Origin of the sequence: Mesorhizobium sp. M0207 (assembly GCF_040321995.1) — a bacterium.
In the GTDB taxonomy this organism is placed as follows: Bacteria; Pseudomonadota; Alphaproteobacteria; order Rhizobiales; family Rhizobiaceae; genus Mesorhizobium.
In genome coordinates this window covers 190929-217024 of the sequence record NZ_JAMYSQ010000003.1, presented here as the reverse complement: position 1 = coordinate 217024, position 26096 = coordinate 190929, and the positions used below count along the sequence as shown (strand labels likewise).

At 63.9% G+C, this 26096-nt stretch carries 23 protein-coding genes; 18 read left to right on the top strand and 5 right to left on the bottom strand.

Annotated elements, in window-relative coordinates; all coding sequences use genetic code 11:
- The first annotated feature begins 4 nt into the window (after positions 1–4).
- Positions 5–1342, top strand: coding sequence for an aminotransferase-like domain-containing protein (locus tag NKJ15_RS07145; RefSeq protein WP_352473417.1), 1338 nt, complete (start codon positions 5–7; stop codon positions 1340–1342).
- A gap of 25 nt (positions 1343–1367) precedes the next feature.
- Here the strand turns inward: NKJ15_RS07145 and NKJ15_RS07140 are convergent, their stop codons facing one another.
- Entirely contained in the window at positions 1368–2726 is a 1359-nt protein-coding gene (locus tag NKJ15_RS07140) for a trimethylamine monooxygenase (protein ID WP_352473418.1), read from the bottom strand.
- Between the two features lie 259 nt (positions 2727–2985).
- Between NKJ15_RS07140 and NKJ15_RS07135 the strand changes: the two genes are divergently transcribed.
- Positions 2986–3708, top strand: coding sequence for a helix-turn-helix domain-containing protein (locus NKJ15_RS07135; protein ID WP_352473419.1), 723 nt, complete (start codon positions 2986–2988; stop codon positions 3706–3708).
- A gap of 467 nt (positions 3709–4175) precedes the next feature.
- On the opposite strand, the gene NKJ15_RS07130 is transcribed toward NKJ15_RS07135, so the two are convergent.
- Genes NKJ15_RS07130 through NKJ15_RS07115 form a run of 4 tightly spaced genes read right to left on the bottom strand, consistent with a single transcriptional unit; the run spans position 4176 to position 7932 of the window.
- A complete protein-coding gene (locus tag NKJ15_RS07130) occupies positions 4176–5216 on the bottom strand; it encodes a heme-dependent oxidative N-demethylase family protein (RefSeq protein WP_352768563.1) in 1041 nt (346 codons plus the stop codon).
- A 9-nt stretch (positions 5217–5225) separates the two neighbouring features.
- Positions 5226–6191 (bottom strand): PDR/VanB family oxidoreductase, encoded by a 966-nt coding sequence (locus NKJ15_RS07125; RefSeq protein WP_352542203.1) that lies wholly within the window; start codon positions 6189–6191, stop codon positions 5226–5228.
- The gene (locus tag NKJ15_RS07120; protein WP_352542204.1) at positions 6188–6784 is read right to left on the bottom strand and encodes a dimethylamine monooxygenase subunit DmmA family protein; all 597 of its coding nucleotides are present in this window, start codon (positions 6782–6784) and stop codon (positions 6188–6190) included. Before NKJ15_RS07120 ends, NKJ15_RS07125 begins: the two co-directional genes overlap by 4 nt.
- Before the next feature lie 14 nt (positions 6785–6798).
- Positions 6799–7932 (bottom strand): aminomethyl transferase family protein, encoded by a 1134-nt coding sequence (locus tag NKJ15_RS07115; RefSeq protein ID WP_352814681.1) that lies wholly within the window; start codon positions 7930–7932, stop codon positions 6799–6801.
- A 286-nt stretch (positions 7933–8218) separates the two neighbouring features.
- Here NKJ15_RS07115 and NKJ15_RS07110 point away from each other — a divergent pair, with 286 nt between their 5' ends.
- The 16 genes from NKJ15_RS07110 to NKJ15_RS07035 all read left to right on the top strand — a co-directional run bounded on the left by NKJ15_RS07110 (position 8219) and on the right by NKJ15_RS07035 (position 25965).
- The gene (locus tag NKJ15_RS07110) at positions 8219–8506 is read left to right on the top strand and encodes a hypothetical protein (protein ID WP_352472310.1); all 288 of its coding nucleotides are present in this window, start codon (positions 8219–8221) and stop codon (positions 8504–8506) included.
- An 11-nt stretch (positions 8507–8517) separates the two neighbouring features.
- Positions 8518–8895 (top strand): hypothetical protein, encoded by a 378-nt coding sequence (locus NKJ15_RS07105; RefSeq protein ID WP_023673992.1) that lies wholly within the window; start codon positions 8518–8520, stop codon positions 8893–8895.
- A gap of 15 nt (positions 8896–8910) precedes the next feature.
- Entirely contained in the window at positions 8911–9072 is a 162-nt protein-coding gene (locus NKJ15_RS07100; RefSeq protein WP_023673991.1) for a hypothetical protein, read from the top strand.
- 15 nt (positions 9073–9087) lie between these two features.
- Entirely contained in the window at positions 9088–10488 is a 1401-nt protein-coding gene (locus NKJ15_RS07095; protein WP_352472309.1) for an APC family permease, read from the top strand.
- Between the two features lie 46 nt (positions 10489–10534).
- Positions 10535–11215, top strand: coding sequence for a hypothetical protein (locus NKJ15_RS07090; protein WP_352542206.1), 681 nt, complete (start codon positions 10535–10537; stop codon positions 11213–11215).
- Positions 11212–11544: a hypothetical protein gene (locus NKJ15_RS07085; protein ID WP_352814679.1), complete on the top strand. Its 333-nt coding sequence runs from the start codon at positions 11212–11214 to the stop codon at positions 11542–11544. Before NKJ15_RS07090 ends, NKJ15_RS07085 begins: the two co-directional genes overlap by 4 nt.
- An 84-nt stretch (positions 11545–11628) precedes the next feature.
- A complete protein-coding gene (locus NKJ15_RS07080; protein ID WP_352542208.1) occupies positions 11629–12522 on the top strand; it encodes a class II glutamine amidotransferase in 894 nt (297 codons plus the stop codon).
- A 4-nt stretch (positions 12523–12526) separates the two neighbouring features.
- Positions 12527–13261, top strand: coding sequence for a GltB/FmdC/FwdC-like GXGXG domain-containing protein (locus NKJ15_RS07075; protein WP_352453795.1), 735 nt, complete (start codon positions 12527–12529; stop codon positions 13259–13261).
- A gap of 6 nt (positions 13262–13267) precedes the next feature.
- Positions 13268–14596 carry an FMN-binding glutamate synthase family protein gene (locus tag NKJ15_RS07070; protein ID WP_023673984.1) on the top strand — a complete coding sequence of 443 codons (1329 nt, stop codon included), beginning with the start codon at positions 13268–13270 and terminating at the stop codon, positions 14594–14596.
- 33 nt (positions 14597–14629) lie between these two features.
- Positions 14630–15937, top strand: coding sequence for a type III glutamate--ammonia ligase (gene glnT / locus NKJ15_RS07065; protein ID WP_023673983.1), 1308 nt, complete (start codon positions 14630–14632; stop codon positions 15935–15937).
- A gap of 36 nt (positions 15938–15973) precedes the next feature.
- On the top strand, positions 15974–17227 hold the full coding sequence (locus NKJ15_RS07060) for a sarcosine oxidase subunit beta family protein (protein ID WP_352542209.1): 1254 nt from the start codon (positions 15974–15976) through the stop codon (positions 17225–17227).
- Between the two features lie 17 nt (positions 17228–17244).
- Positions 17245–17520, top strand: coding sequence for a sarcosine oxidase subunit delta (locus NKJ15_RS07055; protein WP_352542210.1), 276 nt, complete (start codon positions 17245–17247; stop codon positions 17518–17520).
- 223 nt (positions 17521–17743) lie between these two features.
- The gene (locus NKJ15_RS07050; RefSeq protein ID WP_352768554.1) at positions 17744–20725 is read left to right on the top strand and encodes a sarcosine oxidase subunit alpha; all 2982 of its coding nucleotides are present in this window, start codon (positions 17744–17746) and stop codon (positions 20723–20725) included.
- The gene (locus tag NKJ15_RS07045) at positions 20718–21347 is read left to right on the top strand and encodes a sarcosine oxidase subunit gamma (RefSeq protein ID WP_352542212.1); all 630 of its coding nucleotides are present in this window, start codon (positions 20718–20720) and stop codon (positions 21345–21347) included. Before NKJ15_RS07050 ends, NKJ15_RS07045 begins: the two co-directional genes overlap by 8 nt.
- 265 nt (positions 21348–21612) lie before the next feature.
- Positions 21613–23982 carry a trimethylamine N-oxide demethylase gene (locus NKJ15_RS07040; protein WP_352814676.1) on the top strand — a complete coding sequence of 790 codons (2370 nt, stop codon included), beginning with the start codon at positions 21613–21615 and terminating at the stop codon, positions 23980–23982.
- A 273-nt stretch (positions 23983–24255) separates the two neighbouring features.
- Complete coding sequence (locus NKJ15_RS07035; protein ID WP_352542214.1) at positions 24256–25965, top strand: trimethylamine N-oxide permease; 1710 nt, start codon at positions 24256–24258, stop codon at positions 25963–25965.
- Positions 25966–26096: the final 131 nt, after the last annotated feature.

Below are 26096 nucleotides of genomic sequence, written 5' to 3'. Positions count from 1 at the left end.
GCCGATGGATTTCGATGCAGGATGGTTCGCCGAGCGCCTTGGCGACCGCACGATGCGCGGCATCGCACGCGAGACCAGTGCGCTGATCAGAAGCGGCGCGCTGCCTGTCGGCGCAAAGCTTCCGCCGGTGCGCGATCTGGCCTATGTGCTTGGCGTCAGCCCGGCGACGGTCTCGCAGGCGTGGAGCGAGTTGCGGCGCTACAAGATCATCGGCGGCCGCGGACGCAACGGCACCTGGATCATGGGCAACCGCTTTGCCGCCCGGCCCGAGCGCCACATGAGCGGTGGCAATTACGGACAGGATGTTCTGAACCTGGCGATCGCGGAGCCCGATGTGATGCTCTTGGCGCCGCTCGACATCGCGCTGGCGCATGGTGCGCGCGCCGAAAAGCTCAACAGCTACGAGCGGGTGCGCATCCTGCCCGAGCTGGAGGCGGCAGTGCGCCCGTCATGGCCGTACGATCCCGGCGCGTTCCTGGCCACCAATGGCGGTTACAACGCCATCTACACCTTGCTGCATGCGCTGGTCCCGCCGGGAGCGCCGGTGGCCATCGAGAACCCGACGGCGCTTCGCCTGCTCGACATCCTCGAGGATCTCGATGTGCCGATCATCCCGGTAGACTGCGACAGCGACGGTCCCTTGCCGGATGCACTTGCCAACGCTCTGCGGCAGCGGCCCGTCGCGTTCCTGTTCCAGCCGCGCGTCCATTCGGTGACCGGCGCCTGCATGTCGTCGGCGCGGCTGGAAGTCATCGGCGACCTGCTCGCCGGCACCGACGTGCTGATTGTCGAAGATGACGGCGTCGGCGATATTGCCTCGGCGCCGCGCATTTCGCTTGGCCGGCGTTTTCCCGATCGCGTCGTCCATATCCTGTCTTATTCCAAGACCCACGGCCCGGATTTGCGGCTCGCCGTGCTGTCCGGATCGGCGACGATCGTCGAGCAGATCCAGTCCTACCGCAGCTTCAGCTCGGGATGGACCAGCCGCATCCTGCAGGCCGCCACCGCCTGGCTGCTGCACGACCCGGCCACGGCCGCCCTGGTGGAGCAGGCGAAGGAGGTATACCGCGGCCGTCGCGAACGGCTCGCCGGCGAACTGGCCAAACGCAATGTCGATATCAACGCCGGACACGGTCTCAGCGTCCTCATTCCGGTTGCTTCGGAACCTTACGCGATGGTCACGCTGGCCGCCCACGGCATCGCGGTCCATGCCGGGGCGAAGTTTTCGACCGGAAAAACGAACGCTGTCCGAGTCGCGACCAGCATTCTGGACGAGGAGCACCTCGAGCACGTCGCAAATTCCCTGGCGCTGGCGGCCGACCCGGCGCGGGAAGTTGTCTGAGGCAAGTCAATCGCCGTTCGGACTGCTACTCCGCCGCCACGCCCTTCATCTCGAGATAGCTTTCCATCGAATCGTCCATCGCCTGCAGCCAGGGCGTATGATGCAGCGGCGCCATCGTGCCGGTCATCAGCGAGCGGTAGGCATGGTCGCGGAAGCCCATAATGTCTTGCGCCTTGTGGTGCTCCCACTCCATGAAGGTCTGATTGACAGCCTCGACATCGAAGCCGGGATAGTCGGTCTGCTCCATCAGCTCCCTGGTGTAGTCGCCCTGGAACCAGATCATCTGCTCGGCGTCTTCAAGCGTTTCCTCGCGTGCCCGCCATTTCCGGCCGTGCTCGGCCATGGCTTCGGCCGAGGGCAGATTGATGCGGCCCATGATGACGTCGCGGGCGAACCAGGCCTGCGCGTCGAACATGTTGAAGGTGTAGAACTGGTCCTGCATGCCGATATAGGACAGCTTCGGGTTTTTCTCCCAGACGACGCCCTCGTAGAGCCCGTCCGGCCACATGCGGTTGGCGGTCTTCAGCTTCAAATCCTCGGTGAGGAACGGGAAGGAATGGAGGTAGCCGGTGCACAGGATGATGGCGTCGACGTCTTTGGTGCTGCCGTCCTTGAAATGCGCCGTCTTGCCGACGACCTTCTGCAGAAGCGGCACTTCCTTCCAGTTCTCCGGCCATTTGAAGCCCATCGGCTTCGAGCGGTAGCTGGAGGTGATCGATCTGGCGCCGTATTTGTAGCATTGCGAGCCGATGTCCTCGGCTGAATAGGAGCGGCCGATTATCAAAATGTCCTTGCCCTTGAATTCCATGGCGTCGCGGAAATCGTGGCTGTGCAGGATACGGCCGTTGAAGGTCGAAAAGCCCTCGAAATAGGGAACGTTGGGCACGGAGAAATGGCCCGAGGCGACGACGACATGGTCGAACTCTTCCGAGTAGGTGACGTCGCTGGTGCGGTCATGCGCGGTGACGGTGAATTTTTTTGTCGTTTCGGAGAAGGTGACCATGCGCACCGGGCTGTTGAAGCGCACCCATTGGCGAACGCCGGATTTTTCGACGCGGCCCTTGATGTAGTCCCACAGCACGGCGCGCGGCGGATAGGAGCCGATCGGCCGGCCGAAATGCTCCTCGAAGGTGTAGTCGGCGAATTCGAGGCATTCCTTCGGGCCGTTCGACCAGAGGTAACGGTACATCGAGCCGTGCACCGGGTCGCCGTGCTCGTCGAGGCCGGTGCGCCAGGTGTAGTTCCACAGGCCGCCCCAGTCGGACTGCTTTTCGAAGCAGACGATCTCGGGAATGTCGGCGCCCTTGTCGGCAGCCGACTTGAAGGCCCTGAGCTGAGCCATGCCGGACGGCCCGGCTCCGATGACGGCAACACGATCTTTCATTGCGGGCCTCCCGATCTCATTTCCCTAACGAAACAAATTTCACTGACAGGACAGTAATTGCCCCTTCGATGCTGTCAACAGGGCTTGTCGCGAAACCGCGTTTCGCCCAGCTGGATTTCCAAGCGACGCAGTAGCTCGGGCGAAATCCAGACATTGCGCAATTCGACACGGGTGGCTTGCCGTGGCAGTTGCGCTTCTGTATCGGCACCGAATATGTTCACCGTGAGTGAAATGAATCGGCAAGGTCCGGGGTGGCAACATGGCGAAAAAAGCATCCAGTCTAAAGCCCGCTGCGGCCGTCGTCGCCGCCAAGGCCAAGCCGTCGGTCGCTGCAATCGATCCGCGCAAGATACGCGCGCCGCTCACCCAGAACCCGCACGCCATTCGCGACACCCGCGAAAAAGTCCTGGAGGTCGCGATCGGCCGCGAGGTGCGGGCCTTCCGCAAGAAGCTCGGCATCACCGTCGCCGATCTGGCTGCCGCCACCGACATTTCGCTTGGCATGCTGTCGAAGATCGAGAACGGCATCACCTCGCCATCGCTGACCACGTTGCAGGCGCTGTCGCGGGCGCTCGGCGTTCCCGTCACCGCCTTCTTCCGCCGCTTCGAGGAAGAGCGCAGTGCCGTCTTCGTCAAGGCCGGCGAAGGCCTCGACGTCGAACGCCGCGGCACGCGCGCCGGCCACCAGTACAATCTGCTCGGCCATATCGGCTCCAACACCAGCGGCGTCGTCGTCGAACCCTATCTGATCACGCTGACCGAGGATTCCGACGTGTTCCCGACCTTCCAGCATGAAGGCATGGAATTCCTCTATATGCTCGAGGGCGAGGTGGTTTACCGGCACGGCAGCAATCTCTACCCGATGAGGCCTGGCGACAGCCTGTTCTTCGACGCCGATGCGCCGCACGGACCGGAAGTGCTGAGCGTCCTGCCGATGCGGTATTTGTCGATCATCTGTTATCCGCAGAGCAGCGCGGGGTGAGCCGGAGATGAGGGCGCGCAAGCAATCCTGGATCGCTGCACTCCACGGCCACGGTAACGGCATGGATCCTAGGGTCTCCGCTACGTCGCTTCGCTCCTGCTTCGCCCTAGGATGACGAAGGCGTGGGGTCCAAGGCTAATCGCGGATGTCGGACATTGGCAGTTGCATCGCGGCTTAGAGGGTGGTGGCCGACGGCAATTCGCAAGTTTCGAGGTTAGCTGAAGCGTCCCTCACTTCGTCATCCTAGGGCGGAGCAGGAGCGAAGCGACGTAGCGGAGACCCTAGGATCCATGCCGTAACCTCCACGCGCTGCTACGTTGAACTGCAGGGCAAGCTCGTCCTCGATTGGTCGCAAGGGGGCTAAAGGCCGGCGCTCTACGGCGCCCCCCTCTGCCCTGCCGGGCATCTCCCCCCCTTGGGGGGAGATTGGCAGCTTGACGGGCAGCGCGAACCTCGCAAACAGAACCTCAATCCGGCCCGAACCCCGGCGATGTCGCACTGCCGTCATCCAGCTTCGACAGCCATTCGACCAGCGTCGCGCGGTAGCGCGTCAGGCCTTTGTAGTTGGCGAGTTCGTCGGGAAGGTCGCGGATGACGCGGTGCAGGCGCCTTGCCCATTTCGGCTGCGTCACCAGCTCGTCCATCTTGATCAGGTAGCAGCGGATCGGGAAGACGATCGCATTCGAGCGCGGCAGCCGCCAGAAGCTCTGCAGCTCGACGCGCAGATGGACCTTGTCGCCGACGTTTTTGGGCGTCACCGTGGTCCGGTCCGGACCCCATTTGTGATAATTTTCCGGGCTGGTATCGAGGCGAGGATTGATTGTCATCGTCCAGTTCAGCCGGCGCGCCGGCTTGCCCTGCTGGATGTTGGTGAGGAATTTCAGCGCCCGGACGAAGATGCCCTTCTCATGCGCCAGCGGCACCGGCGCGTGCCATTCGAAGAAGTTCATGCCGATGTCGAAATCGAGCGACCAGTCGGCCTGGGTGGTGACCATGCCGGCATCCATCCACAGATTGCCGTCGCGCTGGTCGAGAATGCAGAAATCGCCCTGGCTCTGGCGGGTGATGTATTCCATCGGCCCATAGGGCAGCGTCGAGACGTCGCCGAATGTGAAGCTGTCGTCGATGCCGAGCGGCCGGTTGATCCAGCGCCAGCGGTCGCCATGGCGCGTCAGCGTGAAATGCTCGGGATAGCCCAGCGCCTGCTGCTCCATCAAAAGCTCGAGCAGATCCCAGCCGGCCAGCGTCATGTGCGGCAGCGACTGGCAGCGCAGCGGATCCTCGGCCAGCACCAAAGCGCGGTCCTGCATCTCGGCGACATAGTGCTCGTCGACGTCGATCAAATTGTCCAGCACGCTGCCCTTCGGCCCGACGACATGCGGCTCGATGTTGACGGCATACATGTAGCTGTCTTCATGGAACGGGAACGGGAACCGCCTGATGTGCTCGGGGCTGTTCCTGAACGTGAAGTCGTCGCGGAAGGTTTCCTTACGAAAGGTGATGCCCAAGCTCGCCTCCTATCTTTCCAGCACCAGCGACCTGCCCTCGAAGCGCGAGACGCAGGGCATGATCTTGCAGCCCGAACGGTGGTCTTCCTCGCTCAGCCAGTGGTCGTTGTGGATGAATTTGCCGTCATGCGAAATGACGTTGGTCTCGCACTGGCCGCAGACGCCGCCGCGGCAGAGATAGGGCGGATCGACCCCGGCCGCCTCGATCGCCTCGAGCAGGCTCTGCTGCTCGTCGACACGGATGATCTTGCCGCTGAGCGCCAGCGTCACGTCGAAGGGCGCGCCGGGCTGCGGTGCCGCGAAATGCTCGAAATGCACGGTCTCGGCAGGCCAGCCTAAGGCAGCCGCGCGATCGCGCACCCAGTCGATCATGCCGGACGGGCCGCAGACATAGAGATGCGTGCCGAGCGGCTGCGACGACAGCAGCCGGTCGAGATCGACGCGCTCGTCGCGGTCATCGTGATAGAGCCTGACCCGGCGATCGTAGCGCTCTCTCAGCAGGTCGGCATAGGTGCCGAGCGAGGCGGTGCGGCAGGTGTAGTGCAATTCGAAATTGCCGCCTTCCGCCGCCAGCTGCGCGGTCTGCGCCATGAACGGGGTGATGCCGATGCCACCGGCCAGCATCAGATGCTTCCTGGCGCGCAGATCGAGCGAGAACAGGTTGACGGGGTAGCTGACCACCATCTCCGTGCCCGGCCTGACCTGCCTGTGCATGAACAGCGAGCCGCCGCGGCCGGCGTCGTCGCGGCGCACCGAGATGGTGTATTCGCTGGTGTCGAGCGGCGAGCCCATTAGCGAATAGGGATTGAGCCTGGTGCGTTCGCCATCGCGCATCTCGACGACGACATGGGCGCCGCCGGAGAAGGTCGGCAAAAGCTCGCCGTCGCGCCGGCGGAAATGAAAGCGCGTCACCAGCTCGTTGACCGGGACGACATCGCTGACGACGACATCGAGTTTGGTGGTGCCGGTGCTCATCGAAAGACCTCCTCGATCGGAGGAATTTCGCTGCGGTCCTCGGCGTTGATGCAGACGCCCTGGAAGGCGGCGAGGCGCCGCGAATAGTGATCGCGCACCAGAAGCAAGAGGCCGCAATGCGAACAGGTTGCCGGCTGCGTCGTCACGTTCTCGGTGATGCCCTTGCAGTGGACGCACTGCATGCGGCGCGCCAGCGAGCCGCGATGCTCGGTCTGAACCGAGGTGTGGTCGATGCCGGCTTCCAGCGCCGCCTGCATGGCCTGGCCGATCAGCCCCTCGGTGCCGGCAAGATAGAGCCTGAGTCCCATATGCGCGTTGGCCAGCGTCTGCTTCAGCCGCGGCAGGGCGCTGGCAAAGGAATGGCCGAGGTAGAACTGTGCCGGCTTCAGGGCTTCGAGCGCATCGGCGTATTTGCCGTCGCGGCCGGGAATGAAGATGATGTGGGCGCCACCGAAGAAATCCGCCGGTGCCTTGGCGGCCAGATCGGCAATCGCCAGCGCTCCCTCTGCATCCGCTATGAAAAGATGATGCTTGCCAGGCTGCGGAGACAGGGTCCCATAGACCGGGCGACTGATGATGCTTTTCGCTGCCATACCCGCAGTATGCCTCAGCCTTTCGCCGTGCGCTTGGTCTTCTTCGGATCATCGAAAGGAAGCGGCTCGGCGGTTGCGCTGATGGTGCCGCTCTTGTTGCGGATCTCGAGCCTGGTGCCCTGCACCGCGCAGTCGACGTCGAGTCGGGCAATGCCCATCGATTTTTTGACCAGCGGCGAATACATGGCGCAGGTCACCACGCCGACCTTTTTGCCGTCGCGATAGACCGGCGCGCCCTCGTCGGCCGGCTCCTTGCCTTCGAGCAGCACGCCGAAGATCTTGAAGCGCTCCTTGCCCTTGAGGCGGTAGTGCTCCTCGGCACCGCGAAAGCCCGTCTTGCCGGGGCTGACGGTGAAGTCGAGACCAAGCTCCCACAGTGTGTCGCCGGGGCCTTCGTTCTCGAACGGGTATTTCTGCGAATTGTCGTAGGGGTAAAACAGCAGGTAGCTCTCGACGCGCAGCATGTCGAGCGTGGTGAAGCGGCACGGGATGATGCCGGCACTCTTGCCCTCGTCGAGGATCCTGTCCCAGATCGTTCCGGCGTCCTGGCCACGGCAGAAGATCTCGTAGCCGCGCTCGCCGGTGTAGCCGGTGCGCGAGATCATCACCGGAAAGCCGAACAACTGGGTCTGCATGTGGTGGAAATAATTGAGGTCGCGAATGCCGGGCACATGCTTTGCCAGATAATCGACGGCGGTCGGGCCTTGCAGCGAAAGATCGTGCAGATTGTCGTCGAAGCGCAGCGACACGTCGCGACCGACGGAAGCGCGCTGCAACTCTTCATGGCCGGTGCCCGAGCCATGCACGACCATCCAGGAATTCGGGCCGGTGCGGTAGAGGATGCAGTCGTCGGTGAACTTGCCGGCCTCGTTGAGCATGCAGGCATAGGCCGACTTGCCGGGATAGATCTTTTCGACGTCGCGCGTCGTCGCCAGGTCGATCAGGTGCGAGGCGTGCGGCCCGGTGATGTGGACCTTCTTCAAGCCGGACACGTCCATCAGGCCGGCCTTGGTGCGGATGGCGATATACTCTTCGTCGGTGTCCTTGTCGTAGGTCCAGGCGGTGCCCATGCCGCTCCAGTCCTCGAGCTTCGAGCCGAGCGCGCGATGGCGGTCCGCAAGCGTCGAAAATCTCCAGGATGCCGTCATCCGCTGTCCTCCGTTCGAAAGAAACTTTTTTGCTTTCCCCTGCTCCCTGCACACAGGCGGGAGCGTTGGCTTGAATATTGATCGCAAACGCCGGGAGCCTGCAATACCCGTAAGCAAATAATTTCATTGTCAGGCAAATCCGGCGCGCCCAAACAAACGGTTAACGTCGCGTAAAATCGTCTTGACAATTCCACAATTCGGCCGGATTTTATGAAAAAAATTTCACTCTCTTGAAAGAGGGCAATGACCGGCCAATCTGGACCGGCGTTGAAAAAGGGGAAAGCCGATGTCCGACCTGCAACAGCGCGTGGAAGCGTTGTACCGTTCCGACGTGCGTGGATCCGTGCTCCTGATCGTCTGCCTGTGGGCGACGATCCTCTTTGTCCTGTTCATGACATGGCCATACGTCCCCGACGCCGGCATCAAGCTCGTCGTCGCGGTCGCCGCCGCCGCGGTGCTGATCTTCAACACGGCCGCCATCCTGGCGATGGTCAACCACTACAAGGAAGACAAGGACTTCATCTACGGCCTCGACATCAAGAACGCCGACGCCTACCGCAACCGCAAGTCCTGAGGGGGAGACGCATGGCCCGCTATACACCGCCCGAACAGAGCAAGGCCGGACAGGTTTTCGATATCGCCGTCGTCGTGGTCGCGATTTTCGTTGCGCTGTGGCTGCCGCTGAAACTAGGTCTGGCAGGGGCGGCAAAATCCATCGACGCGCTCGACGCCAAGACGTGGGAAGCGCTCGGCCAGAACCCGACCATGGCCTCGATCTGGGAAAAGCTCGGCTACACGCCGGAAACCGCGCACGACATCATCCAGAACCGGTTCCACTACATCATCGACTGGCCGACGCTGATCATCATGGCGGCGGTGCTGATCGGCTATTTCATCTTTCTGTTCCGCGCATCGGACCGCGAATACCGCGACGTCATCGACGAAAAGTTCGGCGACAAATAGATAGGAAGCATCGTCATGTGGGTGGCACTCTCTTACGCATGCTGGGGCATCTCGATCGTGCTCGCGCTGTGGATGCTCTACGACTGGTTCAAGATCGACACGACCTATTCCGAAGAGATGCTGACCTCGTCCAGGGAAGGCGAACTTGAAGCCGTGTCCGAAAAACACCGGATCTGAGTGGGGGATTGAGCGATGACGATCACGGCTGAACCAGCGGTGCAAGTGCAGGGCGACAGGGTTTCACTGCTCAGGGTGCTTGGCCCCGCCCATGTATGGGCGCTCGGCGTCGGCATCGTTCTGGTCGGCGAATTCACCGGCTGGAATTTCGCGGCGGACAAGGGCGGCGCGCTGGCGGCGCTGATCGTCTGCTGGATCGTCGGCCTGCTCTACACCTCGGTCGCGATGATCGATTCCGAAGTTACCTCGACGGTTGCCGCCGCCGGCGGCCAATATGCGCAGGCCAAGCACATTGTCGGGCCGCTGATGGCCTTCAACGTCGCGCTGTTCCTGGTCTTTGCCTACACCATGCTCGAAGTGTCGGACGCGATCCTGCTCGGCGACACCATCGTCGCCAAGGCCGGCGTCGAGGGCCTCAACCACAATTCCTTCATCGCCGCGACAATCGTCGTGCTGGCATGGCTGAACTATCGCGGCGTGCTGATGACGCTCAACGTCAACTTCGTCATCACCGCCATCGCCTATGTCTCGATCGTCATCCTGTTCTTCTCGGTCAGCCCGTGGACGCAAGGCGCCGTGCTCAAGCTCAACGAGTTGGTGACCCCGGGCAACGCCCTGCCCTACGGCTGGATCGGCGTCATCGCCGCCTTCCAGTTCGGCATCTGGTATTATCTCGGCATCGAGGGCACCACGCAGGCCGCCGAGGAAGTGCGCTCGCCGGCGCGCTCGCTGCCCTACGGCACGATGGCCGGTATGATCACGCTTCTGATCGCCGCCGCCATGACCTGGTATGTCTGCGCCTCGATGATGCCCTGGGAATATCTCGGCATCACCTATTATCCGCTGTGGGATGCAGGCAAACTGACCGGCAGTGCGCTGCTGGAGAACCTGTTGTTCATCGCGACGCTGCTTGCCGCGCTCGCCTCCGCCAATGGCTGCATCAACGACGCCGCGCGCGCCTGGTTTTCGCTCGGCCGCGACCGCTATCTGCCGACCTGGTTCTCGGCGGTGCATCCGAAATACCGCACGCCCTATCGCTCGATCCTGTTTCTGCTGCCGATCGCGCTCGCCTTCGCCTTCATCGCCGACCTCAACCAGGCGATCACCTTCTCGATCCTGTCGGGCGTGCTGCAATACACTTTCATGAGCATCAACATCATCATGTTCAGGAAAAAGTGGCCGCTCGGCTCGATCCGCCGCGGCTACACCCATCCGTTCCATCCGCTGCCGGCGATCGTCTTGTTCTGCCTTTGCGTCGTCACCTTCTTTGCGATCTTCCTCGGCTTCGGCTCGCAGCTGATCGCCATGGTCGCCTTCTACTTCCTGATCTCGCTGTGGTTCCACTTCTACCGCTACAAATTCGTGCGCCGTGGCGCCCAGTTCACCATGCCGTGGCCGAAGCCGCAGGGCTACTGACGGCGCGCCCGGTCTGGGCGGGCATTTGCGTGACGAGGTGCGTTAGGTGATCTCAGCATTGCTCGCCGGGGCGGTTGCCCTGGCTCTCGTCCTCCATATAGCCTGGCTTGCGCGGGCCAGCCGCGCCAAGGCTTCGACCGGGCTTGCCGCCGACGAAGCCGGCGTCCGCGTCGTCGTCCCCGACGCGGCCAACGTCTCGGACGGCACTGCCGGCGTCGTCACCTTCGCCGGCTCGTGGAACGGCCGGCGGGTGCAGGTGCGGACCATCGTCGACACGCTGGCGATCAGGAAGCTGCCGGCGCGCTGGCTTAGCGTTTCGATCACCGAAAAGGTCGCGATACCAGGCACTTTCGATATGATGATGCGGCCGGGATCGCCGACGACTTTTTCCAATTTCGATCATCTCGTCCACCCGCTGCCGAAGGCGGCGGGGTTTCCGGCCGAGGCGGTGCTGCGGAGCGACCGCAAGGGCGTGCGCTTCCCCGAAGCCATCATCGCCGGCCACCTCGATGTCTTTGCCGAGGAGCGCGCCAAGGAATTGCTGATCACGCCGAACGGCGTGCGCATCGTCTGGCTGCTGGCCGAGGCCGAGCGGGCGCGCTACGGCGTATTCCGGCAAGCCGAATTCGGCACGGTCAGGCTCGATCCGGTGCTGATCGAGAGGCTGCTGTCGTCGGCTTCGGCGCTGCGCGATGCCATCAATCAAAGCGAACGGCAAGCGGCATGACCAGCCAGATCACCACCTCCCCCACACCACCGAGCCCCTATCTGGTTCTGGGCGCTGCGATCGTTTTGCCGGCGAGCGGGCATGTCGTGCTCGGCGTGCCGGTGCGCGGCCTACAATTCCTGTTCTTCATGGTGATCCTCGCCTGGGTCACCGCCAAGATCGCGCCGCCCGACGCCAGCTTCGTCGGACGCCATGCCGGCGGCTTCCTGATCTATGCCCTGTCGATCCTGGATGCCTACAAGATCGCCCGCATCCGCTATGCCAAATGGGTTCACAATGGCGGCCAGCGCAGCGATAGTGCGGCCGGCGGCGCCTCAGCCGATATATAACGACAGGAAAATTTTTTTCATACCAATTGAATTCCCGGGACTCATTCGATACATCTCGGAGGGAACAAACTCGCGGAGGCTGACATGTGCGGAATCGTCGGACTGTTTTTGAAGGACAAGTCGCTCGAGCCCCAGCTTGGCGCGATGCTGTCGGAGATGCTGATCTCGCTCAGCGATCGCGGTCCCGACAGCGCCGGCATCGCCATCTATGGCGCGCCCTCCAATGAAGCCAAGATCACCATCCAGTCGGCCAAGCCGGAGCGCGATTTCCGCAGCCTCGACGCCGAACTCGCCAAGGCAATCGGCGCGCCGGTGAGCATTGCTGCGAAGTCGACGCATGCCGTGGTCCGGACGACGCCTGCCAAGATCGACGAAGCACGCGAGACGATCCAGGCGCTGCGCCCCGACATCCGCATCATGGGCGCCGGCGACGTCGTCGAAATCTACAAGGAAGTCGGCTTGCCCGAAGCGGTCGTCGACCGTTTCGGCGTCCGCGAGATGACCGGCACGCACGGCATCGGCCATACCCGCATGGCGACCGAATCGGCGGTGACGACGATGGGCGCGCATCCGTTCTCGACCGGCGCCGACCAGTGCCTGGTCCATAATGGCTCGCTGTCCAACCACAACAATGTCCGCCGCGAGCTGATCCGCGAAGGCATGACATTCGAGACCGAGAACGACACCGAGGTCGCTGCCGCCTATCTCTCCTCGCAGATGGCGCATGGCAAGAACCTCGGCGAGGCGCTGGAAGGCACGCTGAGTGATCTCGACGGGTTTTTCACCTTCGTCGTCGGCACCAAGAACGGCTTCGGCGTGGTGCGCGACCCGATCGCCTGCAAGCCCGCCGTAATGGCCGAAACCGACCAGTATGTCGCCTTCGGCTCGGAATATCGTGCGCTCACCAAACTGCCCGGCATAGACAATGCGAAGGTCTGGGAACCCGAGCCCGCAACCGTCTATTTTTGGGAGCATTGAACCAATGCCGGCAATTAACCTCTCCAAGGCGGCTCGCGAGCCGGGCCATGCATCACGGGTCTTCGATCTGGCCGAAATGTCGCTGCGCGAGCTCAACCAAGCGCTGCACGATCTGGCGCCCGGTTCGAACGAGACCGCCTGGGAGGTGCTCCACCCGCGAGGCAGCCATTCGGTCGCCGTCGGCGTCGACCAGCCGGTCGCCATCGATGTGCGCGGCAGCGTCGGCTATTATTGCGGCGGCATGAACGACGGCGGCACCATCACCGTGCATGGCTCGGCCGGGCCCGGCGTCGGCGAGAACATGATGTCCGGCCAGATCGTCGTCAAAGGCGATGCCAGCCAGTATGCCGGCGCCACCGGCCGGGGCGGGTTGCTCGTCATCGAAGGCAACGCGTCGTCGCGCTGCGGCATCTCGATGAAAGGCATCGACATCGTCGTCCATGGTAATATCGGCCACATGTCGGCCTTCATGGCGCAGTCCGGCAACCTCGTGGTGCTGGGCGACGCCGGCGATGCGCTCGGCGATTCCATCTACGAGGCGCGGCTTTTCGTGCGCGGCAAGGTCGAAAGCCTCGGCGCCGACTGCATCGCCAAGGAGATGCGGCCCGAGCATCTCGAATTGCTGCAAGGCTTGCTCGACCGCGCCGGTGTGACCGGCGTCAAGGCGGCGGAGTTCAAGCGTTATGGCTCGGCTCGTACCCTCTACAATTTCAATATCGACAACGCCGACGCGTATTGAGGCTCAATGACCTATCGCAACCCGCCGACGACGCCGCGCAAATCCGCGACCTTCGACGACTACACGCTTTCCGAGATCCGCCGCGCCGCGGCGACCGGCATCTATGACATCCGCGGCGCCGGCGCTAAGCGCAAGCTGCCGCATTTCGACGACCTTCTGTTCCTCGGTGCCTCGATCTCGCGCTACCCGCTCGAAGGCTATCGCGAGCGCTGCGACACCAGCGTCGTGCTCGGCTCGCGCTATGCGAAAAAACCGATCGAACTGAAAATCCCGATCACTATTGCCGGCATGAGCTTCGGCTCGCTGTCCGGCCCGGCGAAGGAAGCGCTTGGCCGCGGCGCGACGCTGTCCGGCACCTCGACGACGACCGGCGACGGCGGCATGACCGAGGAAGAGCGCGGCCATTCGAAGACGCTGGTCTACCAGTATCTGCCGTCACGCTACGGCATGAACCCGCGCGACCTGCGCCGCGCCGACGCGATCGAAGTGGTCGTCGGCCAGGGCGCCAAGCCAGGCGGCGGCGGCATGCTGCTCGGCCAGAAGATCTCCGACCGTGTCGCCGAAATGCGCACGCTGCCGAAAGGCATCGACCAGCGCTCGGCCTCGCGCCACCCCGACTGGACCGGGCCGGACGACCTCGAGATCAAGATCCTCGAACTGCGCGAGATCACCGACTGGGAAAAGCCGATCTACGTCAAGGTCGGCGGCGCGCGGCCCTATTACGACACCGCGCTTGCGGTGAAATCGGGCGCCGATGTCGTCGTCGTCGACGGCATGCAGGGCGGCACTGCGGCGACCCAGGAAGTGTTCATTGAAAATGTCGGCCAGCCTACGCTTGCCTGCATCAGGCCGGCCGTGCAGGCGCTGCAGGACCTCGGCATGCACCGCAAGGTGCAGCTGATCGTCTCCGGCGGTATCCGCAACGGCGCCGACGTCGCCAAGGCGCTGGCGCTCGGCGTCGATGCGGTGTCGATCGGCACGGCAGCGCTTGTCGCGCTCGGCGACAACGACCCGCGCTGGGAGGCGGAATACAACGAGCTCGGCACCACCGCCGGCGCCTATGACGACTGGCATGAGGGTCGCGACCCGGCCGGCATCACCACGCAGGATCCCGAGCTAATGAAACGGGTCGATCCGATCGCGGCCGGCCGACGGCTGGCGAATTATCTTAAGGTGATGACACTTGAGGCTCAGACAATCGCCCGCGCCTGCGGCAAAAACAGCCTGCACAATCTCGAGCCCGAGGATCTTGTGGCCTTGACGATCGAAGCCGCCGCCATGGCCGGCGTGCCGCTGGCCGGCACCAACTGGATACCGGGCAAGAACGGCTTCTAAGACAAACCAAATGCCAGTAAGCGAGGAACTATAATGGGGAACGATCTCGCCGCCTTCGCCAAGGAAAAGGGCGTCAAATATTTCATGATATCCTACACCGACCTGTTCGGTGGACAACGCGCCAAGCTGGTGCCGGCGCAGGCGATCGCCGACATGCAGCGGGACGGTGCCGGCTTTGCCGGCTTTGCCACCTGGCTCGATCTGACGCCGGCGCATCCCGACATGCTGGCGGTGCCGGATCCGGCCTCGGTGATCCAGTTGCCTTGGAAACCGGAGGTCGCCTGGGTCGCCGCCAACTGCATCATGGACGACAAATCGGTCGAGCAGGCGCCGCGCAACACGCTGAAGCGGTTGATCGCGGAGGCTGCTGGCGACGGCATGCACATCAAGACCGGCGTCGAGGCCGAATTCTTCCTGATCTCGCCGGATGGCAAGACGATTTCCGACGAATATGACACGGCGTCGAAGCCCTGCTACGACCAGCAGGCGGTGATGCGCCGCTACGACGTGATCGCCGAGATCTGCGACCACATGCTGGCGCTCGGCTGGGGCGCCTACCAGAACGACCACGAGGACGCCAACGGCCAGTTCGAGATGAACTGGGCCTTCGATGATGCGCTGGCGACCGCCGACAAGCATTCCTTCTTCAAATTCATGGTGAAATCGGTCGCCGAAAAGCACGGCCTGCGCGCAACCTTCATGCCTAAACCCTTCCAGGGCCTGACCGGCAATGGCTGCCATGCGCATATCTCGGTGTGGGACAAAGACGGCAAGACCAATGTCTTTGCCGACAATGCGATGGAGCTCGGCCTGTCGGCCAAGGGCAGGAATTTCCTCGGCGGCATTATGAAACATGCGTCCGCGCTTGCCGCCATCACCAACCCGACGGTCAATTCCTACAAGCGCATCAACGCACCGCGCACCATCTCCGGCGCCACCTGGGCGCCGAACACGGTGACCTGGACCGGCAACAACCGCACCCACATGGTGCGCGTGCCCGGCCCCGGCCGCTTCGAGCTGCGCCTGCCGGACGGCGCGGCAAACCCGTATCTGCTGCAGGCGGTGATCATCGCCGCCGGCCTTGACGGCGTCCGCTCGAAGGCCGACCCCGGCCGGCGCTACGATATCGACATGTACCAGTTCGGCCATACGGTCGAGGGCGCGCCGAAGCTGCCGCTCAACCTGCTCGACGCGTTGCGCGAGTTTGACAACGACAAATCGCTCAAGGCGGCGCTGGGTGAGGAATTCTCGTCGGCCTATCTAAAGCTCAAGCAGCAGGAATGGAATTCCTATGCTTCCCACTTCACCCAGTGGGAGCGCGACCACACGCTCGACATCTGATCCGGAATTGTTGCACGCCCGGCGCGAAACAGGTTCATGAAATACTCGATCTTCTCCCTCGCCCGGGCGGCATTTTCCGGCCATAAGAACTGGCAGCGCACCTGGCGCGACGCCAGCCCGAAGAGCCACTACGACGTGGTGATCATCGGCGGCGGCGGCCATGGCCTGGCGACGGCATGGTTCCTCGCCAGCGAATACGGCATCAGGAATGTCGCCGTGCTGGAAAAAGGCTGGATCGGCTCCGGCAATGCCGGCCGCAACACAACCATCATCCGCTCCAATTACGGGCTGCCCGGCAATACCGGCTTCTACGAGCTGTCGATGAAGCTGTGGGAGCGGATGGAGCAGGACCTCAACTACAACACCATGGTCAGCCAGCGCGGTGTCATCAACCTCTACCATTCCGACGCGCAGCGCGATGCCTATGCGCGGCGCGGCAACACCATGCGCATCAACGGCATCGATGCCGAACTGCTCGATCTGACGGCGGTCAGGAAGATGATGCCGTTCCTGAACTTCGACAACGCACGTTTCCCGGTGCAGGGCGGGCTTTTGCAGCGGCGCGGCGGCACGGCGCGGCACGACGCCGTGGTCTGGGGCTATGCGCATGCGGCGAGCGCGCTCGGCGTCGACATCATCCAGAACTGCGAGGTGACCGGTTTTGTCCGCGATGGCAGCGGCAAGGTGACCGGCGTCGAGACGAGCCGCGGCAGGATCGGCGCGGCCAAGGTCGGCATGGCGGTCGCCGGCTCCTCGTCGCGCGTCGCGGCGATGGCCGGCATGCGGCTGCCGATCGAAAGCCATGTGCTGCAGGCCTTCGTCTCCGAGGCGATCAAGCCGCTGATCCCCAACGTCATGACGTTCGGCGCCGGGCATTTCTACGTCAGCCAGTCCGACAAGGGCGGCCTGGTCTTCGGCGGCGACATAGACGGTTACAATTCCTATGCCCAGCGCGGCAATCTGCCTGTCATGGAAGACGTGTGCGAGGGCGGAATGGCGCTGATGCCGATGATCGGCCGGATACGGCTGCTGCGTCAGTGGGGCGGCATCATGGACATGTCGATGGACGGCTCGCCGATCATCGACAAAACACCGGTCAACGGGCTCTATCTCAACGCCGGCTGGTGCTATGGCGGCTTCAAGGCGACGCCCGGCTCCGGCCTGGTCTTTGCCCATCTGCTGGCGCGCGACGAGCCGCACAAGGAGGCTGCCCGCTTTCGTCTCGACCGCTTCCGGCGAGGTGCGATGATCGACGAAAAGGGCCAAGGCGCCCAACCGAACCTGCATTAAAGGCTGGCTGAAGAAGCATGCGCATTGTCTGTCCCTTCTGCGGCGAACGCGAACTCGGGGAGTTCACCTATCTGGGCGACGCCAAGCCGGTGCGTCCGGCGGCCGGCGCCACCGACGACGAGGTCTTCGACTACGTCTATCTGCGCGACAACATCGCCGGGCCGATGAGCGAATACTGGTACCATGGCGGCGGCTGCCGGGCCTGGCTGAAGGTCGCCCGCAACACGCTGACGCACGAGATTTCGGCGGTCGAACCGGCTGCAGGCGTTGGTGCAAGGCAGGCTGCAAGATGAATTCTGTCCAGGTTAGCGCCGCCCCTCACCTGCCTGCCGGCCTCCTCTCCCCGTATAGAGACGGGGAGAGGGGCGCCGCCATCGATTGTTTCGCCAATCATCGACGTTCCCTGAAAGGCGCCGAGGTTGCGGCCAGCCCCCTTCTCCCCGTCCCTATACGGGGAGAAGTGCCCGGCAGGGTGATGAGGGGCAGCGCGGCGCTCCTGCTTAAGGGCCAGCAAACGTGACCTCCAGCCAGCCCTATCGTCTCGTATCAGGCGGTCTCATCGATCGCGCCGCGCCGCTGGCCTTCCGCTTCGACGGCAAGAGCTTTGCCGGCTTCCAAGGCGACACGCTGGCCTCGGCGCTGATCGCCAATGGCGTCAAGCTGGTCGGCCGCTCGTTCAAATACCATCGGCCGCGCGGCATCCTGACCGCTGGTTCGGAGGAGCCCAACGCGCTGGTCGAACTGCGCAGCGGAGCGCGGCGCGAGCCGAACACCAAGGCGACCACGGCCGAACTCTATGACGGGCTCGAAGCCGCCAGCCAGAACCGCTGGCCGTCGCTGCGCCACGACCTGATGGCGGTCAACCAGCTGTTCGCGCCGATCTTCGTCGCCGGCTTCTACTACAAGACCTTCATGTGGCCGGCGAAATTCTGGGAAACGATCTACGAGCCAACGATTCGCCGCGCCGCCGGCCTCGGCCGCGCTGCAGGCGTCGCCGATCCCGACCATTACGACAAGGCGTGGGCGCATTGCGACGTGCTGATTGCCGGGTCCGGCCCGGCCGGGCTGGCTGCGGCACTGGCGGCCGGGCGCGGCGGCGCCCGCGTCATCCTGTGCGAGGAAGATTTTGCGCTTGGCGGCCGTCTGCTCGCCGACGGCGGCATGATCGACGGCGCGCCGGCGGCCGAATGGATTACGCGCACGCTGGCCGAACTCGCCGCACTGCACGATGTCCGCATCATGACCCGCACGACATTGTTCGGCGTCTATGATGGCGGCACCTATGGCGCCATCGAGCGGGTCAACGACCACCTGCCCTCGCCGCCCGAGCACCAGGTGCGCCAGCGGTTGTGGCGGATCGTGGCCAAGCGCTGCGTCGTCGCCGCCGGCGCCATCGAGCGACCGATCGTCTTTGCCGGTAACGACACGCCGGGCGTGATGATGGCTTCGGCTATGCGGACCTATGTCGCGCGCTACGCGGTTACCCCTGCCAGGAGGATCGCGCTGTTCACCAACAATGAGGATGGCTGGCGCACGGTCGAGACCGCGCTTGGCGCCGGTTTGCAGATCGCGGCGGTCGTCGATGCGCGCCCGGACGTCTCCGCCGCGCATCGAGCGCTTGCCGCCAAGGGCGGCTTTGCCGTGCTCAACGGCTCGGTCAGCGGGGTCGAAGGCGGCAAGGACGGGGTCCGGAAAATCGTGGTGGCGCTGACCGGCGGCGCACGGGCGGAAGTCGAAGCCGACGGGCTTGCCGTGTCCGGCGGCTGGAATCCGGCGGTCGGGCTGACCTCCTATCATCGCGGCCGGCCGAAATGGCAGGACGATATCGCAGCCTTCGTGCCGGATGGTGCGCCGCCCGGCATGATGGCCGTCGGCGCCGCCAACGGCGCCTTCGGGCTGGGCGACTGCCTGCGCCAGGGCTTTGCCGCGGGTGCTGCGGCAGCGCAGAGTGCTGGACGCGGCGGCAATGCCGGCACATCGCCGGTCGCCGACAGGGAGGCGTTTTCGCTGACGCCGCTTTGGTATGTGGCCGGCAAAGGGAAAGCCTTCGTCGATTACCAGCATGACGTGACCGCGTCCGACATCGTGCTGGCGCAGCGCGAAGGTTTCGAATCGGTCGAGCATCTCAAGCGCTATACGACGCTCGGCATGGCCACCGACCAGGGCAAGACCTCGAACGTCGCCGGTCTCGCCATCATGGCGGCAATCAGCGGCAAATCGATCCCCGAAACCGGCACGACGATCTACCGCCCACCCTATGTGCCGGTCGCCATCGGCGCCTTCGCCGGCCATCATCGCGACGAAGACTTCCATGCGACGAGGCTGACGCCGTCGCATCACTGGGCAGCCGAACAGGGCGCGGTGTTCGTCGACACCGGCCTGTGGAAGCGCGCGCAATGGTATCCGCGCGCCGGCGAAAAGGACTGGCTGGAATCGGTCACCCGCGAGGTCGAGGCGGTGCGCTCCGGCGTCGGCTTCTGCGATGTCTCGACGCTCGGCAAGGTCGACGTGCACGGCCCGGATGCCGGCGCCTTTCTCGACCGCGTCTACATCAACACCTTCTCCAGTCTCGCCGTCGGCAAAGCCCGCTACGGGCTGATGCTGCGCGAGGACGGCATCGTCTATGACGACGGCACGACGTCGCGGCTGGCCGAGGACCACTATTTCCTGACCACCACCACCGCCAAGGCCGGGCTGGTGATGCAGCATCTCGAATTCTGCCGGCAGGTGCTGTTCCCCGAATTCGACGTGCAGCTGACATCCGTCTCCGATCAATGGGCGCAGTTCTCGATCGCCGGGCCGAAGACCCGGGACCTGCTTCGGGAAATCGTCGATCCGGCGGAGGATTTGTCGAACGAGGGCTTTCCCTTCATGGGGGCGCGGGAAGTCGCGCTTCGCGGTGGCATCAAGGCGCGGCTGTTCCGCATCTCGTTTTCGGGCGAAATGGCGTTCGAAATTTCGGTTCCCGCCCGCTATGGCGAGGCGCTGGTGCGCAATTTGATGCTGGCCGGCAAGCCGTTCGGCGTTACGCCCTACGGTACCGAGGCGCTCGGCGTCATGCGCATCGAAAAGGGCCATGTCGCCGGCCCGGAGCTGAACGGCACGACGACCGCCGCCGACCTCGGCCTCGGCAAGATGATGTCGACCAAAAAAGATTTCATCGGCCGCGTCATGGCCGGGCGCGAGGCGCTGATTGCCCCAGACCGGCAGGTCGTCGTCGGCATCAAGCCGGTCGACAAGACGCGCCGCCTGCGCTCCGGCGCGCATATCATTCCGAAAGGCGAGACGCCCGGTCCCGGCAACGACCAGGGCTATGTCACTTCGGTCTGCTTCTCGCCCATGCTCGACCAGTGGATCGGGCTGGCGCTTGTTGAGCGTGGCCGCGAGCGCATCGGCGAGATCGTCCATGCGCATGACCCGCTGCGCGGCGAAGACTACGACGTCGAGCTGTGCAGCCCGGCCTTCTACGATCCGGATGGAGGGCGCCAGCGTGGCTGAGTTTTCCTGGATTGCCCGCAGTCCGCTGGAGAAAGCGCTCGTTGTCGGCGCCTATGGCGCGCGCGGCACGGCGGCCGGCGTATCGCTCACCGAGATCCGCAATTTCGACCTGATCCAGGTGATGGCGCGGCGCGGCAAAGCGGCAGAACTGGCGAAGGCCGCCGAAACCCGCTTCGGCGTTGCCGCCCCGGAAACGCCCAAGGCGACCCGAACTCCCGACGCTACGCTGATCTGGTCGGGACCGGATCAGTTCCTGGTCCTGTCCAATGGCGGCAAGCACGCGAGCGAACCGCTGAGCCAGACGTTTGCGCAATCCGCCTCGTTGTCCGACCAGTCGCATGCTCGCGCGCTGATCAGCGTTTCCGGAGAAAAGGCGCGCGCGATGCTGGCCAAACTGTCGTCACTAGACCTGCACCCCGCGGCGTTCCCGGCCGGCACCGCTGCGGCGACCTCGGTCGATCACACCAGCATCAATCTCTGGCGCGGCAATGACCGGCCGGACGGACAGGCGGTGTTCAATCTTCTGGTGTTCGCCACCTTCGCGGAAAGCCTGTCGCATACGATGCTGGACGCTGCCGCCGAGTATGGCGTCGAGATCAGCCACAGCGAGGAGTTGGCATAGCCTTGGCGCGTCTTTCCTTCTCCCCTTGTGGGAGAAGGTGGATCGGCGCGCAGCGCCGAGACGGATGAGGGGTGTTCCAGCGGAGTGAGAGGCTGGCGTTCCCTGGAACACCCCTCATCCGTCGCCTTCGGCGACACCTTCTCCCACAGGGGGAGAAGGTGGAGCTTGTGCCACCTTCACCTTGCCAAATCCGATCCCCCTGCTATTCTTCCCGCTAAAATAATTTCACACACAGGCAAACTTGTTTCTCGAAACCAAGGTTGAGATGAGCCAGTCGCCCTACCCCGCCGTCGTCGCCGGACCGCCCCGGCCGAGCGTGATCCTGCGGCCAGGGCAGATTACGTTGCCGGCCGGGATGGAGCGCTACACGGTTCAGGGCAATGGCGCGGTGCTGATCGAGGTCGAGGCCGGCGACATTGTCACCGTGCGCGATGTCGAGGGCGGGCAGGCCTGCGAGCTGCTGGCATGGGACAGCAGCGACGCGACCGATCCCGGCATTCTCGGCGAGAAATCGAACAGCAATGCCGCCGGCATCAAGGCGCTGCTGGCCGAAGGCGACGACAGCCTCGCATCCTTGCGCCGGGGGCTCGAGCGGCGCCAGGTGCAGCTCGACCAGGCGAAGGCGGTTCGCGTTTTCGGCGGCGCCACCCCTGCCGGTACCGAACAGGCTTTTACCGTCGCCCGCGATGGGTCGATGCTGATTGCCGCGCCCGGCGGGCCGATGCTGGTCGACGGCCACGATACGGCGACGCCGCTTAGCGTCATCGTCCGCCGCGCCACCATCCGCCCAGCAGCGAAATCCAGGCTTGCCGACCCGCTGGCCGATCCCGTGCTCGACCTGCGCGTCCATTCGGCGACGGCGGAGGCCTACTTCGTCAAGGCGGGCGACTATCTGCAGATCATCGATGTCGACGGGCGCCAATGCACCGACTTTCAGTGCTTTTCGGCGCGCAAGCTGGACAGGGGCCGCGATCATCCGCTCGACGTGACGACGACGCGCACGCTGATGGGTTCGAGCTATCCGATGCCCGGTCTGCACTCAAAATACTACGACCAGGACATGGAGCCGCTGGTCGAGGTTGTGCAGGACACTTGCGGCCGCCACGATGCATTCGCGCTCGCCTGCGCGGCCAAATATTACGACGACATCGGTTATCCCGGCCATCCCAACTGCTCGGAGAATTTCAACCGCGCGCTGGCCGACAAGGGTGTCACGCCTCGCGCCGGCTGGATGGCGATCAACTTCTTCTTCAACACGGCCATCGACGCGCATGGCGTCGTGGTGTCGGACGAGCCGTGGTCGCGGCCCGGCGACTATGTGCTACTCAAGGCGCTCACGGACATCGTCTGCGTCTCGTCCGCCTGCCCCGACGATACGACGCCGGCCAATGGCTGGAACCTGACCGACATCCATGTGCGAACCTATCCCGGCCAGCACAAATTCTCGCGAGCGATCGCCAGACGCATGACGCCCGATTCGGAACCGAAAATGACCCGCGAGACCGCCTTTCATTCGAGCTTTGCCAAGCACACCCGCAACTTCGTCGAGTACAAGGGCTATTGGCTCGCCAATTCCTTCGCCAAGCAAGGCCCGATCGATGAATACTGGGCCTGCCGGCAGGACGCCGTGATCATGGACCTGTCGCCGCTGCGCAAGTTCGAGGTCACCGGGCCGGACTCCGAGGCGCTGCTGCAATACACGCTGACCCGCGACATCAAGAAGCTCGGCGTCGGCCAGGTCGTCTATTCCGCCATGTGCTACGAGCATGGCGGCATGATCGACGACGGCACGCTGCTCAGGCTCGGCAAGGATAATTTCCGCTGGGTCGGCGGCGACGATCTATCCGGCCAATGGCTGCGGGAAACGGCGCAAAAACTCGGCCTCACCGTGCTGGTGCGCTCCTCGACCGACCAGATGCACAATGTTGCCGTGCAGGGACCGAAAAGCCGCGACGTCCTGCGGCAGATCATCTGGACCTCGCCGCTGCAGCCGTCGATCGACGAACTCGAATGGTTCCGTTTCGCCGTCGCCCGCATCGGCGGCGGCAACGGCATTCCGGTCGTTGTCTCGCGCACCGGTTACACCGGCGAGCTCGGCTACGAGATCTGGTGCCATCCGCGCGACGCCGAAAAGGTGTTCGACGCGATCTGGCAGGCCGGCCAACCGCACGGCCTGAAGCCGATGGGGCTGCAGGCGCTCGATATGGTGCGCATCGAGGCCGGGCTGATCTTTGCTGCTCACGAGTTTTCCGACCAGACGGATCCGTTCGAGGCCGGCATCGGCTTCACCGTAGCGCTGAAGACCAAGAGCGACGATTTCATCGGCCGCGAGGCGCTGATCCGGCGCAAGGAAAACCCGCAGAAGAAGCTGGTCGGCCTCGACGTCGACGCCAATATCGCGGTCGGCCACGGCGACTGCGTGCATGTCGGCCGGGCCCAGATCGGCGTCGTCACCTCGGGCATGCGCTCGCCGGTGCTGAACAAGACCATCGCGTTGGCCAGGCTCGACGTCACGCATTCGGCGATCGGCACCGAGGTCGAAATCGGCAAGCTCGATGGTCACAGCAAGCGGCTGCCGGCGCGCGTCGTCGCCTTCGCCCATTACGACCCGCAAAAGACCAGGCCGCGCTCCTGATCGACGCTGTCTGGTTCTTCCCTTCTCCCACAACAAGGGGAGAAAGACCGCACCCGTTGGCAGCGCCAGCGAAGCTCGACTGTTTCACAAACGCAATGTGCACAGCGTCACAAACCACTTGACGTGAAAGCGCCTTGGGTCAATCTTCACTGCTAAGAAAAAAATACTACTGAGCGGAAAACGCCTGGGGCCGTTCAACGTGAGCGTCGATGACGCCTCGCGAGATTGCGGCTGTTGCCGATGGGGAACATCAAAAATGGGGAATCCACGTAAATGAGCACGATAGTCACCACCTTGGTGCCGCCTGCCGAAGGGCAGCTGCACCGGAACATCGATTGGCGCGGCGCCTTCTGGGTGGCAAGCGGCGTTCCGGCCCTTGTCTTGTTTTCGATCGGCGGCATCGCCGGCACCACCGGAACACTGGCCTTCCTGATCTGGGCCGTATCCATGGTCATGGGCTTCCTGCAGTCCTTCACCTATGCGGAGATCGCCGGGCTGTTCCCGAACAAATCCGGCGGCGCCTCGGTCTACGGCGCCACCGCGTGGCTGCGCTATTCGAAATTCATCGCGCCGCTTTCGGTGTGGTGCAACTGGTTCGCCTGGTCGCCGGTGCTGTCGCTCGGCTGCTCGATCGCCGCCGCCTATATCCTCAACGCACTGGCGCCGGTGCCGCTGTTCACCGACACGTCGCCGGAGGTCGCCGCCTATATCGCGGCCCATGCCGGAACCAGCGCCGCCGACGCCATCACCGCGGTCACCGCGGCGGCGACGCCGGCGATCCGTAACTGGACGCTCTACGGTCACACGCTTGGCCCGGTTTCCTTCACCTTCAACGCCACCTTCTTCATCGGCGCGGTGCTGATGCTGATCATCTTCTCGATCCAGCATCGCGGCATCCTGGGCACGGCCAACGTGCAGAAATATATCGGCCTGCTGGTCATCATCCCGATGCTGATCGTCGGCGTGGTGCCGATCGTCACCGGCCAGATCAACTGGGCAAACTTCTCGCCGCTGGTGCCGCTCGCGGCAGCCTATGCGCCGGAGCCCGGCGCGTGGAACATCGCCGGCTGGACGCTGGTGCTCGGCGGCATGTTCATCGCGGCGTGGTCGACCTACGGCTTCGAGACCGCGGTCTGCTACACCTCCGAGTTCAAAAACCCGGGCACCGATACCTTCAAGGCGATCTTCTATTCCGGCCTGTTGTGCATGCTGCTGTTCATCCTGGTGCCGTTCACCTTCCAGGGCGTGCTCGGCTTGAACGGCATGCTGGCGACGCCGATCGTCGACGGCTCCGGCGTTGCCGATGCGCTGGCCGGTATGGTCGGCGGCGGACAGCTGATCCACAGCCTGCTGGTGATGCTGATGATCCTGGCGCTGGTGCTCTGCATCATGACGGCGATGGCCGGCTCCTCGCGCACGCTCTATCAAGGCTCGGTCGACGGCTGGCTGCCGCGCTATCTCAGCCATGTCAACGAGCACGGCGCCCCGACGCGGGCGATGTGGACCGACCTGATCTTCAACCTGATCGTGCTGGCCATCGCCTCGGCCGACGCAACAAGCTTCTTCTTCATCCTCGCCGTGTCGAATTGCGGCTACATCATCTTCAACTTCCTTAACCTCAATGCCGGCTGGATCCACCGCATCGACAATGGCCACATCGCGCGGCCATGGAGGGCGCCGAGCTGGCTGCTCGGCCTCGGCGCCATCTTTGCCTACGTCAACGCGGTCTTCATGGGCGCCGGCGCCAAGGTCTGGAACCCGATGGCATTGTGGGCCGGGCTGATCACGGCAGCCTTGATCATCCCGGTGTTCTGCTTCCGGCACTACATCCAGGACAAGGGCAAATTCCCCGACCACATGCTGGCCGATCTCGGCATGAGCTCGTCCGACCTTGCGGTGAAAAAGGCGGGGATGCTGCCCTATCTGACGCTGGTCGCCGGCGTCGTGGTGATGCTGCTCGCCAACTGGCTGTTCGTCATCTGACGGCTGCGTTGAGGGATCGGGCACGCAAGGCGCGCTCGATTCCTGCATTTTGTTCTTGCTTTGTGCCGGCAGCTATGCTAATAATTTTGGTATGGTGCTGATTCGCCCCGAGACCCGCCGCTGAGGCGGGT

Coding starts and splice junctions, on each gene's coding strand:
- NKJ15_RS07145 (WP_352473417.1), top strand. CDS start 5: ATGGATTTCGATGCAGGATGGTTCGCCGAGCGCCTTGGCGACCGCACG.
- NKJ15_RS07140 (WP_352473418.1), bottom strand. CDS start 2,726: ATGAAAGATCGTGTTGCCGTCATCGGAGCCGGGCCGTCCGGCATGGCT.
- NKJ15_RS07135 (WP_352473419.1), top strand. CDS start 2,986: ATGGCGAAAAAAGCATCCAGTCTAAAGCCCGCTGCGGCCGTCGTCGCC.
- NKJ15_RS07125 (WP_352542203.1), bottom strand. CDS start 6,191: ATGAGCACCGGCACCACCAAACTCGATGTCGTCGTCAGCGATGTCGTC.
- NKJ15_RS07120 (WP_352542204.1), bottom strand. CDS start 6,784: ATGGCAGCGAAAAGCATCATCAGTCGCCCGGTCTATGGGACCCTGTCT.
- NKJ15_RS07115 (WP_352814681.1), bottom strand. CDS start 7,932: ATGACGGCATCCTGGAGATTTTCGACGCTTGCGGACCGCCATCGCGCG.
- NKJ15_RS07110 (WP_352472310.1), top strand. CDS start 8,219: ATGTCCGACCTGCAACAGCGCGTGGAAGCGTTGTACCGTTCCGACGTG.
- NKJ15_RS07105 (WP_023673992.1), top strand. CDS start 8,518: ATGGCCCGCTATACACCGCCCGAACAGAGCAAGGCCGGACAGGTTTTC.
- NKJ15_RS07100 (WP_023673991.1), top strand. CDS start 8,911: ATGTGGGTGGCACTCTCTTACGCATGCTGGGGCATCTCGATCGTGCTC.
- NKJ15_RS07095 (WP_352472309.1), top strand. CDS start 9,088: ATGACGATCACGGCTGAACCAGCGGTGCAAGTGCAGGGCGACAGGGTT.
- NKJ15_RS07085 (WP_352814679.1), top strand. CDS start 11,212: ATGACCAGCCAGATCACCACCTCCCCCACACCACCGAGCCCCTATCTG.
- NKJ15_RS07080 (WP_352542208.1), top strand. CDS start 11,629: ATGTGCGGAATCGTCGGACTGTTTTTGAAGGACAAGTCGCTCGAGCCC.
- NKJ15_RS07075 (WP_352453795.1), top strand. CDS start 12,527: ATGCCGGCAATTAACCTCTCCAAGGCGGCTCGCGAGCCGGGCCATGCA.
- NKJ15_RS07070 (WP_023673984.1), top strand. CDS start 13,268: ATGACCTATCGCAACCCGCCGACGACGCCGCGCAAATCCGCGACCTTC.
- glnT (WP_023673983.1), top strand. CDS start 14,630: ATGGGGAACGATCTCGCCGCCTTCGCCAAGGAAAAGGGCGTCAAATAT.
- NKJ15_RS07060 (WP_352542209.1), top strand. CDS start 15,974: ATGAAATACTCGATCTTCTCCCTCGCCCGGGCGGCATTTTCCGGCCAT.
- NKJ15_RS07055 (WP_352542210.1), top strand. CDS start 17,245: ATGCGCATTGTCTGTCCCTTCTGCGGCGAACGCGAACTCGGGGAGTTC.
- NKJ15_RS07040 (WP_352814676.1), top strand. CDS start 21,613: ATGAGCCAGTCGCCCTACCCCGCCGTCGTCGCCGGACCGCCCCGGCCG.
- NKJ15_RS07035 (WP_352542214.1), top strand. CDS start 24,256: ATGAGCACGATAGTCACCACCTTGGTGCCGCCTGCCGAAGGGCAGCTG.